Source organism: Enterobacter sp. WCHEn045836 (assembly GCF_003965585.1).
Classification (GTDB): domain Bacteria; phylum Pseudomonadota; class Gammaproteobacteria; order Enterobacterales; family Enterobacteriaceae; genus Enterobacter; species Enterobacter dissolvens.
This window is the reverse complement of record NZ_RXPT01000027.1, coordinates 13,342-29,524: the sequence shown is the minus strand read 5'-3', so window position 1 is coordinate 29,524 and position 16,183 is coordinate 13,342. Positions and strand designations below refer to the sequence as shown.

Genomic DNA, 16,183 nt, shown 5'->3' with positions numbered 1-16,183 from the left:
TCCCCGGGGCATAAAATCGTTTTAAACAGCCTAATTAAAGATATCTATTTTTTTTTGGCTTGAACACAAACACAATATTCATCAGTTTCGCTAACCCCTTATTAAACATTCTTATTATTGCAAAAACGAGTAAAATAAAGAATGACGCGCGGGATTTAACGGGTTATAAACTTTACCTCTCTTAACCCTTTTGTAACGTCATTGAGGTAAACCCGTGAAGCAGGTTGGCATTGTTGGTTGGCGCGGCATGGTTGGGTCAGTATTGCTGCAACGCATGGTCGAAGAAAATGATTTTAATGATATTGCAGCCAGTTTTTTTAGTACGTCTTCTGTTGGGGCGCCTGGGCCTGTCATTAATGGTGTCCGTTCGGTACTTAAAGATGCTTATTCCCTGGATGCGCTGGTGGAAATGGATATCATCATTACCTGCCAGGGCGGTGAATATACAAAATCAATTTATCAATCTTTAATTGATTATGGGTGGGAAGGTTACTGGATCGATGCCGCATCAGCGCTGCGAATGGACGAAAGAGCCTGTATCATCCTGGATCCTGTGAACCGTGAAAATATCGATGATTCCATCAAAAAGGGCGGTAAACTTTTTGTAGGCGGAAACTGTTCAATCACCTTAAGCCTGATGGGGCTCGCAGGTTTGATCAAGGCTGATCTCATTGAATGGATGAGCGTGATGACCTATCAGTCAGCGTCTGGGGCGGGTGCAAAGCATGTTCGCGAGTTGATCGCCCAAAGTGCATTTGTCACCCGAAATTTAACCCGCGACGAACTGGAAAACACAAACTCGGTGCTTCCTCTGGTTAATAAAGTCAGTGAACTGATTAACAGCAGTGACTTGCCTGTTGAGAATTTTGGCGCGCCGCTGATGGGGAGCATCATTCCCTGGATTGATAGCGACCTGGGGGATGGCAATAGCCGCGAAGAGTGGAAGGGTGAAGCAGAAACAAATAAAATCCTTGGCCTGAAAAAAGGTACCATCCCGGTTAATGGTCTGTGCATTCGTGTTGGTGTTATCAGGTGCCATAGTGCGGCGATTACGATGAAGCTGAAACGTGAAGTGGATGAAGCTGAATTTGCCAAAATAGTAAGCGACGCTCATCCCTGGGTAAAATACGTTCCTAATAATAAAGAGGCCAGCGTCAGCCAGCTGACTCCCGCACATATTAGCGGCACGCTTGAGGTTGGCGTAGGGCGTTATAAAAAAATGGCGCTAAATAATGATCCTGTTTACTCGGTATTGACCGTTGGGGATCAACTATTATGGGGGGCCGCGGAACCGTTACGGCGTATGCTAAATATTCTGCTTAACAGAGTATAATTGGGTTATACCAGAGAATCATTATTGGCTGGAAACAGAGCCGGGCGGGCAGCCCGGTTTTTTATATAAATTAATGCGCAATAATTTGATCTGGCTTGTAAAATAAAGTTTGTTTCGCTTAAGGGGGCTTCGCTATAAAATTTTGTTTTTTTTTGCCGATAACTGAGGATGGCACAAAAAAATGACGTAATCGCAGTTAAGAAGGCGAAGAATGACCATACCTCAGAAGACCCCTGGCTTTACGGATAGCGAGCATTCTAAAGGACTGATAAATAAAACATTTACCTATATTGTTACGCTGTTGATATGTATTTTCATCGCAGCGATAGTTTCGTTGCTAATCATAAAAAACAATGTGAATAAAATCGGCGACAAGCATGATGAATTCTTGTTAAGAAAGGCGTTAGACAGCCGTCAGGAAAACGTGCGTAGTCATTTGAAAGATTATGCTGAGTGGGGTGATGCCTACAATCACCTTCATCAAAAAATCGACATAAACTGGGCATGGGATAAACAGAACCTGGGTAAGTCCCTGTACGATAACTTTGGCTACGAAGGCGTGTTCGTGCTGTCCCCGGATGGCGCCTCCCTTTACAGCGTACTTGACGGAAAACTGAAGCGTGAAGATCTGCAACGCTGGATAGATCACGCCACAAAAGAGCAGTTACTCAGTGAAATGCGTATGAATAATGGGTTGCCGGTGTCCACGCTAACGCTTATCGACTCCGTACCCGCCATTGTTTCTGCGGCCTGGATCACGACGGGTGATGATGCGAGTGTTCAACCCTTGCCCGGTAAGCCTTCAACCATGCTGTTTATAGACAAGTTAACGGCTAAGAAACTTCTCGCGATTGGACGCGATGCGGGTATCGAAAATGTTCGCGCTTTGCCCTTCAACACCGTTTCCCAGGCAAATAATCCGACTGAATTAACATTAAATACCCAAAAGGGTGCTGTACATATTATCTGGGAGAGTGAAAATCCCGGTCAGGCATTGATCATTTATTTTTTACCCTTGCTCATTCTTTCCGTTCTCCTGACGCTTGCGCTGACGGCTATTTTGATGCGCCATATTATGCACAAGGCGAAAATCCATGACGAAAATATCTTTCTCCTTGAGCAGGCACGGCTGAATCTGATTATTAGCGAAAAACGATTCAGGGATGTCAGTGAAACAACCAGCGATTGGTTCTGGGAAACCGATTTAGCGTTAACGATCACCTGGTTATCAGGGCGTTTTTCGACTGTAACGGGATATGATGAGAGTCAATGGATAGGGCGCAGCCTGGATGAACTTTTTCCTTCGACCAAAGATGTATTAAATCCGTGTGTCAGGCGCCGGGAATTATCAGGACGCTTCGAATTTAAGCATTGCCCTTATACCAACTATCAAAATGCCACTTCTTATTGCACACTTCTGGCAAAATTTTCTTCTCAGCCTGATGGCACGGTGGTTTTACGGGGCGCTGCATCCGATGTCTCTCTGGAAGTTGAAGCCACCAAACGTGTTGAATTCCTGTCACGCCATGACGAATTAACGGGGCTTCCCAACCGATATCATATTAAGGAATTCCTTACGGGGCAGCTGGCGAAAGAAGATCTTCACCATTTCCCCTTTGCCATGATTTGCATGGATTTAGATAAGTTTAAACCCGTGAATGATATTTTTGGCCATTCCACAGGTGATGCCCTGCTTGGTGAGGTTGCTTTACGTCTTAAAGCCTGTATTCGTAGCGGTGATTTTGTCGCCCGGCAGGGCGGGGATGAATTTATGCTGCTTCTCGACAACACCCGGCATCTGGACCACATAGAAGAGGTGTGTCATCGCATCGTGCAAGAACTCAACCGTCCGTTCACCATTGATGGTAATGATGTGACCATCGGCGTCAGCATGGGCATTGCTCTGGCTCCCCAGGACAGTACCAGTGCAAACGACCTTTTACGCTATGCTGATATTGCGCTTTATCAGGCTAAACAATCCGGTCGGAACCGATGGGTCTATTATCGTCAGGATATGTCGGAAAAGCTGACCGAGCGCAGAAAGCTGGAATTAGCGCTGAAGACCGCAATTCGGGAAGACCAACTCTATCTGGTTTATCAGCCGCGTTATAACCTCAGACATTCACGCATCGACGCCGTAGAAGCCCTGGTTCGCTGGCAGCATCCTGAACGCGGAAACATGATGCCCGATCAGTTTATTCCACTCGCTGAAGAAACGGGGCTCATCATCAACCTCAGCAACTGGGTCATTCGTAAGGCCTGTACTGAGACGCATGAAAAACTGCCGGGGCTTTCGGTTTCAGTCAATATTTCAGCCATTGAATTCCAGGCAAGCGATCTCGCCGAAAGAATAAAAGCTATTCTTGATGAAACCGGGCTTGAGCCTACCCGGCTGGAAATAGAGGTGACTGAAAATGTCACGCTCTCTAATCCAGAGAAAACGTTGCAGACCATGAAGGCGCTCAAAAAAATGGGGGTACGCATTCTGATTGATGATTTCGGTACCGGCTATGCCTCTCTGAGCTATCTGCGTAAGTTTCAGTTTGACGGGTTAAAACTCGATAAAAGCTTTATTTTTTCCTTAGGGGATTCGACACAGAACCAGTCGGTGGTCGAGAAGATCATCGATCTGGGTAAAGCCTATTCTATGGAGGTCACCGCAGAAGGTGTCGAAACCGTAGAACAATTGTCGTTCCTGAAGAAAAATAAGTGTGACGAAGTCCAGGGATATTTACTCGGCAAACCGGCGGCCATTGCAGATTTAAATCTAAAAACCAACCACGTAATTTATTAAGGATAAATGCTGCTTACCTGGCCCTGCTGATCCGGTTAGCCGGGTAAGCGCAGCATTACCCGGCGTGCCTGTAATCAAATCGCGTAGTTTTCGCTCTGACGTCTGGCTGATAAACTTGGCTCAACGTTTTGATTTCCGGGCGAACTTGAGATTCAGGCCGCCGCTAACCGAGCCAGCCATCCCGACAAAAGGCAGGAAGTATGTCTCTTCGTTCACTGCGGGCGTTGTGCCTGACGAGTTTTTTTATCGCTGACGTCCGTGACGGTCTCGGCCCTTTTCTCGGTATCTTCCTGACGGAGCGCCACTGGACGCCGGATGACATCGGCTTACTGATGACCGCCGGTGGTCTGGCGGGACTCCTGGCCACGCTGCCAGCGGGATTTATCACCGACACCACCAAAAACAAACGTTCGGTTCTGGCGCTGCTCTGCCTGCTGATCACCCTGAGTACGCTGCTGCTCTGGTTTAGCCAGCAGAGTGGGGTCGTTGCGGTTTCGCAAATTGTCACCGGGATCTGTGCGGCGTTCGTGGGGCCGCTTATCACCGGGATCACCCTGGGGCTGACGGGGCAGAGCGGGTTTAGCACGCAGATGGGCAAAAATGAGGCCTTCAATCACGCCGGAAATTTCCTCACGGCACTGATTGCCGGAGGCATTGCCTGGTACTGGGGCATTGGCGGGATCTTCCTGCTGATGACCTGTACGACGCTGTTAACGCTCTGTTCGCTGCTGGCGATACGCAATAAGGATATCGACAACGATGCCGCGCGCGGGCTGAACACCTCAGAGCATCAGCCGGTGCCGGGTTTTGCGGTGTTGAAAAAAAATCGGGCACTTTTCGTGACCGGGCTGACGCTGCTGTTGTTCCATCTGGCGAATGCGGCCCTGTTGCCGATGCTCAGCATGCGGGTCGCCGCCGCGCCTGCCAGCGTTAATCCCGGCGTGTTCGCTGCGGCGACGGTCATTATTTCGCAGGCGGTGATGATCCCGGTGGCTATCTGGGTTTCCAGGCGAATCGATCGCTACGGTTACTGGCGCTTTATCATGCTGGCGCTGTTAATCATGCCGGTACGCGCGGCGCTGGCGGCCTCCACCGATGCACCGTTTATGATGATCCCGGTACAAATTCTTGATGGTCTTGCCGCCGGGATCCTGGGCGTGGTGGTGCCGTCATTTATCGTGGTACTTTTGCGCGGAAGCGGGCACGTCAATGCCGGGCAGAGCGTGGTGATGCTGATGCAGGGTGTTGGCGCATCGATGAGCCCCGCGTTAACCGGGACGATCGCCGGACACTACTCTTTTGCGACGGCTTTTAGTGTGTTGAGCGCCATTGCGCTGGTGGCGGTGCTGCTCTGGTGGCGCTTTGCTCAGCGGAGCTGGCAGACCGACAGCTCCCCGAACGGGGCGTAGCGTCAGTGCCGGGTAAGGCGTAACCGCCACCCGGCATGTCGGCTTAGACTATCTCGTTAGGACACGCTTCACCGTTTTCCAGCTGCTGTAAATTCCCCAGCGTGGTTTCGGAAATGCTGATCAGTGCCTCAGCGGTCAGGAACGCCTGATGCCCGGTAAAGAGCACGTTATGGCAGGCGGACAGGCGACGGAACACGTCGTCCTGAATGACGTCGTTAGACTTGTCTTCAAAGAACAGATCGCGTTCGTTCTCATACACGTCCATCCCCAGCGCGCCAATTTTCTGGGTTTTCAGCGCTTCAATCGCCGCCTGAGAGTCAATCAACCCGCCGCGGCTGGTGTTGATGATCATCACGCCGTCTTTCATCTGCTCAAACGCGGTCTGATTCAGCAGGTGATAGTTTTCCGGCGTCAGCGGGCAGTGCAGGGAGATCACGTCAGACTGGGAGAACAGGGTCGGGAGATCGACATATTCCACGCCCAGCTCCAGCGCGGCGGCGCTTGGGTACGGGTCAAACGCCAGCAGGCGCATACCAAAGCCTTTCAGAATGCGCAGGGCGGCCACGCCGATTTTACCGGTACCGATCACGCCTGCGGTTTTACCGTACATGGTAAAGCCGGTCAGTCCTTCCAGCGAGAAGTTCGCATCTCGGGTACGCTGATAAGCGCGGTGAATACGACGGTTCAGGGACATCATCATGCCCACAGCATGTTCCGCGACCGCTTCCGGGGAGTAGGCCGGAACGCGAACCACCTTCAGCCCCAGCTCTTTCGCCGCATCCAGATCGACGTTATTGAAGCCCGCGCAGCGCAGGGCGATATACTTTACGCCGTGCTTTTTCAGCTCTTCCAGTACCGGACGACTACCGTCATCGTTCACGAAGATGCAGACGCCTTCACAGCCGTGCGCCGTTTTAGCGGTTTTTTCGGTCAGCAGAAAGTCGAAAAATTCAAGATCGAACCCGTAAGCCTCGTTAACATGTTGCAGATACTTTTTGTCGTACTGCTTTGTGCTATATACCGCGAGTTTCATAAGACTTTCTCCAGTGATTTTACATCCACGTTAGCATGATTAAAATAATCTTACAATTTCTAAAATTTTATTTAAATCAATAAGTTCTATCAATTATTTTAGAGCATCTATTCTTAAAACTGGCATTTACTTCAACTGATTGACTAAACATGCGACAATGATCGGCACTGTCGGCTTAATTCTCTCGCTAAATCAGGATATTAACTGCCCATGAAGGGTAAATACAAAGCCGCGATTGCGCTCTTATTGCTGTTGATTTTATTGCCGCTGACGCTGCTGATGACGCTCGCCCAGTGGGTACCGACCCTCGCCGGTATCTGGCTGCCTGTCGGAACACGTATCGCCTTTGAGGAAAGCCCTAAACTGACCCGGCATGCGCTGGTGATCCCCGATCTTCGCTATCTGGTTGAGGATTGTGAAATTGCCCGGGTTGAAAACGCCACGCTGTCGCACCCCAGCCGCTGGAATCTGGATATTGGTGCGCTTGAACTTAACACGGTGTGCCTCAGTAAAATTCCCCAGTCTGCACCGTCAACCGTTGCGCCAAAAACCCTGGCTCAGTGGCAGTCGGTACTGCCAAATACCTGGGTCATTATCCGCCGCCTTACACTTTCTCCCTGGCAACAGTGGGAAGGGGAACTGCATGCCTCACTGACGCCTGCGGTACAGGCGGTGACCTACAACGGCGAGCAGGTCAGTTTCAAAGGGCAGTTACGCGGCCAGACTCTCTCGGTCAGTCAGCTTGATGTACAACTCCCCGGCCAGGTGCCGCCCGTAAAACTGGTGGGTGAGTTCACCCTGCCGCTGGTGCCGGATGGCGTGCCGGTGAAAGGCCATGCGGTCGCCACTTTTAACGTGCCACAGCTCACCTCGCTGGTCGATGCCGATCTGGACTGGGAAGAAAATCAGGGGCAACTGCTGGTGATGGCGCGGGATAACCCCGATCCGCTTCTCGATTTACCATGGCAAATCACGGCCGAACAGCTGAATATCAGCGACGGGCGCTGGAACTGGAACCTGTCCGGCATGCCGATGAGCGGCCGCGTGGGTCTCCGGGTAGATAACTGGCAGCAGGGGCTGGAGAAAGCCACCTTTACCGGACGCCTCAATGTCCTGACTCAGGGGGATGCCGGAAAGGGTAACGCCGTGTTGAACCTCGGGCCGGGCAGGCTCAGCCTGGAAAACAGCGACATGCCGCTTCATCTGAGCGGGGAGGCCAAACAGGACGACCTGGTGCTTTACGCCAGACTTCCGGCCAGACTGACCGGCGGCCTGAACGATCCTCAGCTCGCTTTTGAGCCGGGCGCGCTGCTGCGCTCGCGCGGGCGCATTATTGATTCGCTGGATATCGACGAAATCCGCTGGCCACTGGCGGGCGTGAAGCTCACGCAAAAGGGCGTGGATGGTCGTCTGCAGGCTATTCTGCGGGCCCATGAGAACGAGATGGGGGATTTTGAGCTACATCTGGACGGTCAGGCCAACGACTTTTTACCTGATAACGGCCTGTGGCAGTGGCGTTACTGGGGCAAAGGCAGCTTTACGCCAATGAATGCGCGCTGGGATGTCGCCGGGAAAGGCGAATGGCGCGACAAACTTATTGAGCTGACCGCGCTCTCTACCGGCTTTGACAAACTGCAGTACGGCACCATGGACGTCAGTAAACCGCGACTGGTACTGGATAAGCCGGTACGCTGGATCCGTGACCCTGTCACACCGAAATTTAGCGGTGCGCTGTCGCTCAATGCCGGAGAAACCCATTTCGCCAGCGGCAGCGTGTTGCCACCGTCGGTGCTGACCTTCAGCGTTGACGGAACTGACCCGACGATATTCCAGTACAAAGGCGATCTGCATGCCGAGGCCATCGGCCCGGTGCAGGTTAACGGTCGCTGGGACGGGGAACGCCTTCGCGGTCAGGCCTGGTGGCCAAAACAATCCCTCACCGTGTTCCAGCCATTGATCCCACCAGACTGGAAAATGACGCTGCGTGACGGTGAGCTCTATGCGCAGGTGGCGTTCTCTGCTGCTGCCGACCAGGGCTTTGAGGCGGGCGGTCACGGCGTGCTGAAATCCGGTAGCGCCTGGATGCCAGACAACCAGATCAATGGCGTGGATTTTGTGCTGCCGTTCCGGTTTAGCGAGGGCACCTGGTCGCTGGGCACGCGTGGCCCGGTCACGTTGCGCATTGGCGAAGTGGAAAACCTGGTGACCGCGCGCAACATTACCGCAGACCTGCAGGGCAACTATCCGTGGAGTGAAGAAAACCCACTGCTGCTGACCAACGTCAAGGTGGAGACCCTCGGCGGGAAAATTACCATGCAGCAGCTCAGAATGCCGCAGCACGATCCGGCGCTGCTGCGCGTGGACAATATCTCGTCAAGCGAGCTGATCAGCGCCGTCAATCCGAAACAGTTCGCCATGTCAGGTCCGGTAAGCGGAGCGCTGCCGTTCTGGCTGGACAATGAAAAATGGATCATTAAAGATGGCTGGCTGACCAACCCGGGGCCGATGACGCTGCGTATTGATAAAGACACCGCTGACGCCATCGTCAGGGATAATATGGTTGCGGGGGCGGCGATTAACTGGCTCCGCTATATGGAAATTTCACGGTCGTGGACAAGAATCAATTTAGATAATCTGGGTGAATTAACCATGCAGGCGACCATTAAAGGTACCAGCCGGGTCGATGGCAAAAGCAGTTCCGTGAATCTCAACTACACCCATGACGAGAACGTCTTTACCCTCTGGCGCAGCCTGCGCTTTGGAGACAATCTACAAACCTGGTTTGAGCAACACGCGGCGCTACCCGGTATCCGCAGTTCGACTGGCAAGGAAAGTGAGGAACAACAATGAAAATGAGGGCTGGTGTACTCACCGTCGCCGTTGCCGTGCTCCTGACCGGCTGTACGCCGCGTATTGAAGTCGCAGCGCCGAAGGAGCCGATCACCATCAATATGAACGTCAAAATCGAACATGAGATCCACATTAAAGTCGATAAAGACGTTGAAACCCTGCTGAAATCGCGCAGCGATCTGTTCTGAGGACGCCATGAAACGATTAGCTCTGATGTTACTGGCGCTGGGCATGAACGTGCAGGCGGCAACCCTGACCTTAAACGAGGCCCGGGCGCAGGGGCGTGTCGGGGAGACCCTGAGCGGGTATCTTGCCCCGGTGAAACAAGACCCTGAAACGCTGGCGCTGGTGAGCCGCATCAACGCGGCGCGCACGGAAAGCTACCAGAAGCTGGCGGACAGCAATAACCTGCCGGTTGATGAAGTGGCGAAGATGGCGGGGCAAAAGCTGGTGGCCCGCGCACAGCCGGGAGAGTACGTGAAGGGCATTAACGGGAAATGGCTGAAGAAGTAATCAGCGAAAGCGCTTACGGTACTCGCCAGGCGAGACGCCAAAACGCTGCTTAAATGCCGTTGAAAAATGGCTATGGTCGGCAAATCCCCAGCTGTAGCCAATCCCCGCCAGCTTTTCCTCGTCGCTGGCGGAGCGTAACACCTGCGCGCATAGATCCAGCCTACGATTTTTGATGTACTGTGCCACCACCAGCCCTTTATCGGCAAACATGCGATACAGGCTTCGCACCGACATGCCGCTCTCTGCGGCAATCCATTCCGGGCGCAGGGATTCCGACTGAATATGGTCATCAATTAACGACAGAACGTTCCGGAACTGACGTTCCTTGCGTGGCTGTACCGCGTCGCGCTGTTGAAACGCCGGACGGAGCAGGCAGATCATCGCTTCCAGTGCGGCTTCGCTCTCTCTGTCACTCAGGTCAGCATTGCTCATGCTCTCCAGCAGCAGACGATGGCTGAGCTGTACGGTGGGCAGCGAGCGGGAAAGTGTCAGCGCGCAGCTCACCTCCTGAAAGCGACACTGCTGCTCAATAATCTGACGGGGAACCAGCAGCGAAATCTGGCGGGATTTTTGCTGCCAGTTGATGGAGCAGGGACGAGAGGCGTCGATAAGCGTAATGTCGCCGGCGTTCAGAATTGATCGGCGATCGTCCTGTTCAATCTCCGCGCTGCCGTCAAGCTGGAACACGGTATAAAACCAGGCATCATTGCTCTGTTTAATCTCCTGACGGGAGCGAAACAGGTTGACCCCGCCTGCGGTGACGGTGCTTAACTTCAGGCTTCGGGTGTAGCTCGTTTCCAGTTCACCAATGAACTCACCCTCTAAAGGACGCGCATTAAAGCGCCCGCAGACATGGTTAATTTGCGCCAGCCACTGCTGATACCGTTCATGTTCGCTTACACCCGCCATCGTTTATCTCGCTGCGCCATAAATGTTTTCGCATTGTTGCATTTGTGTTGCGTTTTGTCAGAGCCATGAGGCTGACTATAGGAAAGAACACTCACCGGTAACAGCGTTATAAGGCGGAATTATCACGAATTGCGGCACCTGTCACAGGTGGCAAAGCGAATGTCACACAGACAAAAGCGGGAATGCAAAAGGCCTCTTAGACTGCAGTAACACCCTGCGAAGAATAACGAAGGAGTACTCTATGTCTGAATCACAGGTCGCCATCCAGCCTGGCGTACAGCAGTTTCTGGACCGACATCACGGGCTGTGGATCGAGGGGCGTCAGGCCGCGTCGGACAGCGAAAAACGGTTGAATGTGTATAACCCTGCTACTGGTGAGGTTATCGCCTCTACGGCAGACGCCAGCGTCGATGATGTCGACCGCGCGGTCATGTCCGGCTGGCGTGCCTTTGTCGCCCGCAGCTGGGCCGGAAAATTACCGGCAGAGCGTGAGCGTATCCTGCTGCGTTTCGCCGACCTGGTGGAGCAGCACAGCGAGGAGCTGGCCCAGCTTGAAACGCTGGAGCAGGGGAAATCCATCAACATTTCCCGTCTCTTTGAAGTGGGCTGTACCCTGAACTGGATGCGCTATACCGCCGGGCTGACCACCAAAATAGCCGGCAAAACCCTCGATCTCTCCATTCCCTTGCCGCAAGGCGCACGCTATCAGGCGTGGACGCGTAAAGAGCCGGTGGGCGTGGTGGCCGGGATTGTGCCGTGGAACTTCCCGCTGATGATCGGTATGTGGAAGGTGATGCCTGCGCTGGCCGCGGGTTGCTCTATCGTTATTAAGCCCTCAGAAACCACGCCGCTGACCATGCTGCGGGTGGCGGAACTGGCGAGCGAAGCAGGTGTCCCTGACGGTGTGTTTAACGTGGTGACCGGAAGCGGCGCGGTGTGCGGCGCAGCGCTGACCTCGCATCCGCATATTGCCAAAGTGAGCTTTACCGGCTCAACGGCGACGGGTAAACAGATTGCCCGCGCGGCGGCCGATACGCTGACCGGCGTGACGCTGGAGCTGGGCGGTAAAAACCCGGCCATCGTGCTGAAAGATGCCGACCCTGCGTGGGTGGTTGAAGGGCTGATGACCGGTAGCTTCCTCAATCAAGGCCAGGTCTGTGCGGCGAGCTCGCGGATTTATATCGAAGCGCCGCTGTTTGACACGCTGGTCAGCGGGTTTGAGCAGGCGGTGAAATCCCTGAGCGTGGGGCCAGGCATGTCGCCGGAGGCGTTTATCAACCCGCTGGTATCCCGGGCTCACTGCGACAAGGTGCAGACCTTCCTGGATGAAGCGAAATCGCGCAACGCGGAGCTGATCACCGGCAACCGTGGGCCGGAAGGAAAAGGCTATTACGTCTCGCCGACGCTGGTGGTCAACCCGGATCCCGGGCTGCGACTCACCCGCGAAGAGGTGTTCGGCCCGGTGGTTAACCTGGTACGTGTAGCCGATGGCGAAGAGGCGTTATCCCTTGCCAACGATACCGAATATGGCCTGACCGCCAGCGTCTGGACGCAGAATATCAGCAAGGCGCTGGAGTATACCGACAGATTGCAGGCGGGTACCGTCTGGGTGAACAGCCATACGCTGATCGACGCCAACCTGCCGTTCGGCGGCATGAAGCAGTCCGGCACCGGACGCGACTTCGGCCCGGACTGGCTGGACGGCTGGTGTGAAACCAAATCGGTGTGCGTGCGCTATTAATAAAAGCAAAAGGCAACCGGGAGGTTGCCTTTTTAGTGTTTGTTCCCTCTCCCGTGGGAGAGGGTCAGGGTGAGGGAATCAGGCCGCACCGGGCTAGTTTTACAGCGACCACCGATCCCGTCCGGCCTCTTTCGCGCGGTACAGCGCCGCATCGGCGCGGGCGATCAGTTCCGGGCCCGCCAGGCCCGGCGCAATTCCTGCAATCCCCATGCTGACGGTCACATGCTCACTGACTTTGGACGCACCGTGCGGTATCGCCGCCGCGCGCAGGCCGTCCTGAATGCGGCGGGCAACCTGCTGTGCAACGTTCTCCGGGCAATTAAACAGGATCACCACAAATTCTTCTCCGCCGTAGCGTGACACCACATCGTCCGGGGGGCGCACGGCCTGCTTCAGCACCTGCGCCACGCGTGTCAGACAGTCGTCACCGGCCTGATGTCCATAGGTATCGTTATAAAGCTTGAAATAATCGATATCCAGCATGATCAGCGAGAAGGCTTTATTCTGCTCAACGGCATTCTCCAGCACCACTTCCATCATCCGGCGATTGGCGGTTTTGGTGAGGGGATCCTGGTGCGCCAGCGCATCGAGCCTGGAGATTAACAGCTGGTTTTGCTGATTCCGCCGCCAGGCCTCGTCAAACCAGCTTAACAGGATAAACCGCCCGCAAAGCATAATCAGCGTGAATACGCTCCAGATGGTGACAAAGCGAAGATTAAGGCCATCATTCAGCACCCAGCTGGCGATCGGCAGAGTGAGCCAGAGCGGGAGCACAAACGAGAGCAATCCCTCCGGGTAAAAATAGAGCGCCGTCAAACCGGAGAGCAATAAAATCACGCAAAGCGGCCAGACGTGGGGAAGGTGCAGGGCGGTAATGAACCAGTAACTGCACATCGACCAGAAGGCACTGCAGATAAACAGCACTACGCTTATCCCGGCTATACGTCGCCAGGCCATCAGGATTAATGCGGCAGACAGTATAATGATGCCCAGCATCGAGGCATCGACAACCCGGGTCAGATGCTGTGAACCGGGATACAGAAAAACGCTGTTTTCCAGCAGGACGTGGCGCAGCAGGATCATCAGGGCAAAGCTGACGTTAACAAAGGCCAGCCAGGGCAGGTTCATCGCCAGCCCGTGGTGCACCATGGCCTGACGTGTTGGCCAGGTGGCGCGTTCGGGGGTGAGGTTTTTTCTTTTTTCCATAAAGGTTGTTTTCCCGTCCAGGGGCGTGAAGGTGACATATCACTAACTATAAGCAGGCTGGATGAATCATCAAAATGAATGGCAAAAAAAACCGGGCATTACGCCCGGTCGGTGATTATTGCTGTTCGTCTTTCTTTCTGCCAAGCGTTGGCGTTTCGTCAAAGAAGTTCCACGGTTTAAGCAGCGTATGCACCCATTCCGTTGGCATGATGGGCCACTCTTCCGCGCGGGCAACGTGCGTGGTTCCGGTGGTCATCCAGACCACATCGTCCTGATTATTGAGTGACTCATTGTCTTTGCTGTACTGACCCAGCCCCGTATCGTGCGTGGAGCGGTTCGGGAATTTCCCTTCCGGGTACATTTCGTCAGGGTGGTAGCGCGTCACCCACAGCTGTTTATCCATAAAGCTCAGGCGATGGTAGATCCACTCGTCTGGCGCAAACTTCGCGCCGGTGGCCACCGGGTGCGTGCCGCCCGCGTAAGGGATGATCTGGTACGAGACCGGGTTCCCCATACGGTTCTCTTTGCGGGTATTGCTCAGCAGGCGAATGGTACCCGGATCGAATTTCTGCGCCGCCTGCTGTTCGGTATCGATATCGTACTGATTGACCTGCATGGTACTGGTACGCGGGCCGCCGGCCGTGTTCGGTTTCACCTGCGGATCCATCGCCACCAGTTTATTGTCGATGCCATCCACATCCATATCGAGACGGAAGTTATAGATGTGCTGGTGGGTGGTGCCCACGATGTTGTGATCGATTAAGGTGCCGTATCGGGTGTCGTCTTTGGCGGTGGCGTCATGCATCGTTTTAGCCTGCACGCCTTTCACGGCTTCAATCCCGGTGGCTCCGGCATCAATGCCGATGGTGCCGTTTTCGTGGAATACCCAGTCGAAGATGTAATCGTAGTTGCCAACGGTGCTCACCCAGCGCACCACCAGCTCGCGGCGTTCGGTGCTGACGTTGGGCTTGCCCATCTCCTGATGCTTATATTCAGGCCCGGCGTAGCGCTCGAAAATGGCGATGGCGCGCGGGATCTCCATCGGCGTACCGGTGTAATCCGGGATGGTTTCATTAAGCAACACGGCGTTGGACGGCACATCTTTGCCGCGGACCAGCGGGGAGGTCAGGGTGCCCATGCCGTAGTCGCCCGAATCGAGATAGGCTTTAAAGTACCAGCCCACATCCGGATCGCCGTAAGGGACGATCATCCCGCCCAGGGAGCCCTGATACATGACCTGGCGTTTTTTACCGTTATCGTTATACGTGACGGTCGAGATCATCGGCCCCACACGGGAGTCCAGGCTCAGGTGGAAATCCCAGTTCTGCCAGTGCACCATGTCGCCGGTAATGGTGTAGTTCTTGCCTTCCGGTTCGATGATCTCAAGCGGCTTTTTCGGCGTTTCGATGCGGTCACGACCATCATACGGACGCGGGGTCATGGGCACCGGAACAACCGCACCTTCTTCAATTTTCTGGATCTTCTTCTGTTCGAGATCAACCACCGCCACCAGATTTTCAATCGGGTGCGCCCAGTAGTTGCCGTCGCCCACATCCAGATAGCTCACCACCTTCAGCAGACGGTCTTCCTGTTTCAGGCCGTCTTTGCCGTCAAAATAGCCGACGGTCAGCGGGGTTGTGATCACGTTCTTCGTATCGCTGATGCCGCGTTTTTTCAGCACCTCAGCAAATTCCGGGCTCTCGTTGATGATCTGCTGTACGGCGGTGAAATCATCCAGCAACACCATACCGTGAGCATCTTTGACTGGCTCCCAGAGCAGGATTTTCTTCTCCTTCAGATCCACCCGGCTTTCGATGACGTGCTTGCCGTCCAGCAGGGTGATATTCGCCTGACGCGGGGCCTCCACCGGCGTGCCGTTCAGCACAAAGTCCCACACTTTGGCTTTCTCGGGCTCTGCCAGGGCAATCTGAGTGAAGCGGGTGTTTGGTTTAAAATCCTTTGAGGCTTTGACGATCGCCACGGCTTGCTTGATTTCATCAGCCGTTAATGCATTTAGCGGATGGGGGCTTTTCTCAACCTGGAACGTCTGGTCGAGGCCGGACTGGAAGACGTCGTTGATAAAGGTGTCCGAGATAAAGGCTTTGTTGTCTTTCATCACCACCGGCACCGGTAGCGCGAGGGGTTTGCCGTTAACGATGGCGGTTTTTGCGCCCGGCTTAACCTTCACGAACGCACCGTCTTTTGCAATGGTGAACATTTGTGCGTAATCATCCCACTGAACCTCTGCGCCAAAATCTGCCAGCGTTTTGTCCATTGGGACCATATGCGCCTCACTGCCGTGAGCGAAAACGGGAGATTGCCAGGCACAGCAGAGCGCAACGGCCAGAGCCAGTGCCGTTCTACGGGCAGAAAATGAAGAATTGCTTCTCATCGT

General features: G+C 54.1%; 11 protein-coding genes. 7 read left to right on the top strand and 4 right to left on the bottom strand.

The features are described from left to right. Positions 1–214 precede the first annotated feature (214 nt). The 3 genes from asd (at position 215) to EKN38_RS24085 (ending at position 5,536) form a co-directional block, all read left to right on the top strand. Entirely contained in the window at positions 215–1,333 is a 1,119-nt protein-coding gene (asd, locus tag EKN38_RS24095; RefSeq protein ID WP_014831744.1) for an aspartate-semialdehyde dehydrogenase, read from the top strand. 211 nt (positions 1,334–1,544) lie between these two features. Continuing rightward, a complete protein-coding gene (locus tag EKN38_RS24090) occupies positions 1,545–4,127 on the top strand; it encodes an EAL domain-containing protein (protein ID WP_014831745.1) in 2,583 nt (860 codons plus the stop codon). A gap of 200 nt (positions 4,128–4,327) precedes the next feature. After that, the gene (locus EKN38_RS24085) at positions 4,328–5,536 is read left to right on the top strand and encodes an MFS transporter (RefSeq protein WP_126522934.1); all 1,209 of its coding nucleotides are present in this window, start codon (positions 4,328–4,330) and stop codon (positions 5,534–5,536) included. 43 nt (positions 5,537–5,579) lie between these two features. On the opposite strand, the gene EKN38_RS24080 is transcribed toward EKN38_RS24085, so the two are convergent. Beyond that, the gene (locus EKN38_RS24080) at positions 5,580–6,569 is read right to left on the bottom strand and encodes a 2-hydroxyacid dehydrogenase (protein ID WP_013096773.1); all 990 of its coding nucleotides are present in this window, start codon (positions 6,567–6,569) and stop codon (positions 5,580–5,582) included. A 210-nt stretch (positions 6,570–6,779) separates the two neighbouring features. On the opposite strand from EKN38_RS24080, the gene EKN38_RS24075 reads away from it, so the two are divergent. Genes EKN38_RS24075 through EKN38_RS24065 form a run of 3 tightly spaced genes read left to right on the top strand, consistent with a single transcriptional unit; the run spans position 6,780 to position 9,932 of the window. Next, positions 6,780–9,419 carry a YdbH family protein gene (locus EKN38_RS24075; protein ID WP_014831747.1) on the top strand — a complete coding sequence of 880 codons (2,640 nt, stop codon included), beginning with the start codon at positions 6,780–6,782 and terminating at the stop codon, positions 9,417–9,419. Next, entirely contained in the window at positions 9,416–9,607 is a 192-nt protein-coding gene (locus tag EKN38_RS24070; protein ID WP_014831748.1) for a YnbE family lipoprotein, read from the top strand. The genes EKN38_RS24075 and EKN38_RS24070 overlap by 4 nt, the downstream gene beginning before the upstream one ends. A gap of 7 nt (positions 9,608–9,614) precedes the next feature. After that, positions 9,615–9,932 carry a YdbL family protein gene (locus tag EKN38_RS24065; RefSeq protein ID WP_028028066.1) on the top strand — a complete coding sequence of 106 codons (318 nt, stop codon included), beginning with the start codon at positions 9,615–9,617 and terminating at the stop codon, positions 9,930–9,932. On the opposite strand, the gene feaR is transcribed toward EKN38_RS24065, so the two are convergent. Beyond that, entirely contained in the window at positions 9,933–10,841 is a 909-nt protein-coding gene (feaR, locus tag EKN38_RS24060; RefSeq protein WP_014831749.1) for a transcriptional regulator FeaR, read from the bottom strand. A gap of 241 nt (positions 10,842–11,082) precedes the next feature. Here feaR and EKN38_RS24055 point away from each other — a divergent pair, with 241 nt between their 5' ends. Continuing rightward, positions 11,083–12,582 (top strand): aldehyde dehydrogenase family protein, encoded by a 1,500-nt coding sequence (locus EKN38_RS24055; RefSeq protein WP_014831750.1) that lies wholly within the window; start codon positions 11,083–11,085, stop codon positions 12,580–12,582. Between the two features lie 99 nt (positions 12,583–12,681). Here the strand turns inward: EKN38_RS24055 and EKN38_RS24050 are convergent, their stop codons facing one another. Further along, on the bottom strand, positions 12,682–13,788 hold the full coding sequence (locus tag EKN38_RS24050) for a diguanylate cyclase (protein WP_014831751.1): 1,107 nt from the start codon (positions 13,786–13,788) through the stop codon (positions 12,682–12,684). Positions 13,789–13,903: 115 nt separating this feature from the next. Continuing rightward, complete coding sequence (tynA, locus tag EKN38_RS24045) at positions 13,904–16,180, bottom strand: primary-amine oxidase (RefSeq protein ID WP_014831752.1); 2,277 nt, start codon at positions 16,178–16,180, stop codon at positions 13,904–13,906. Positions 16,181–16,183: the final 3 nt, after the last annotated feature.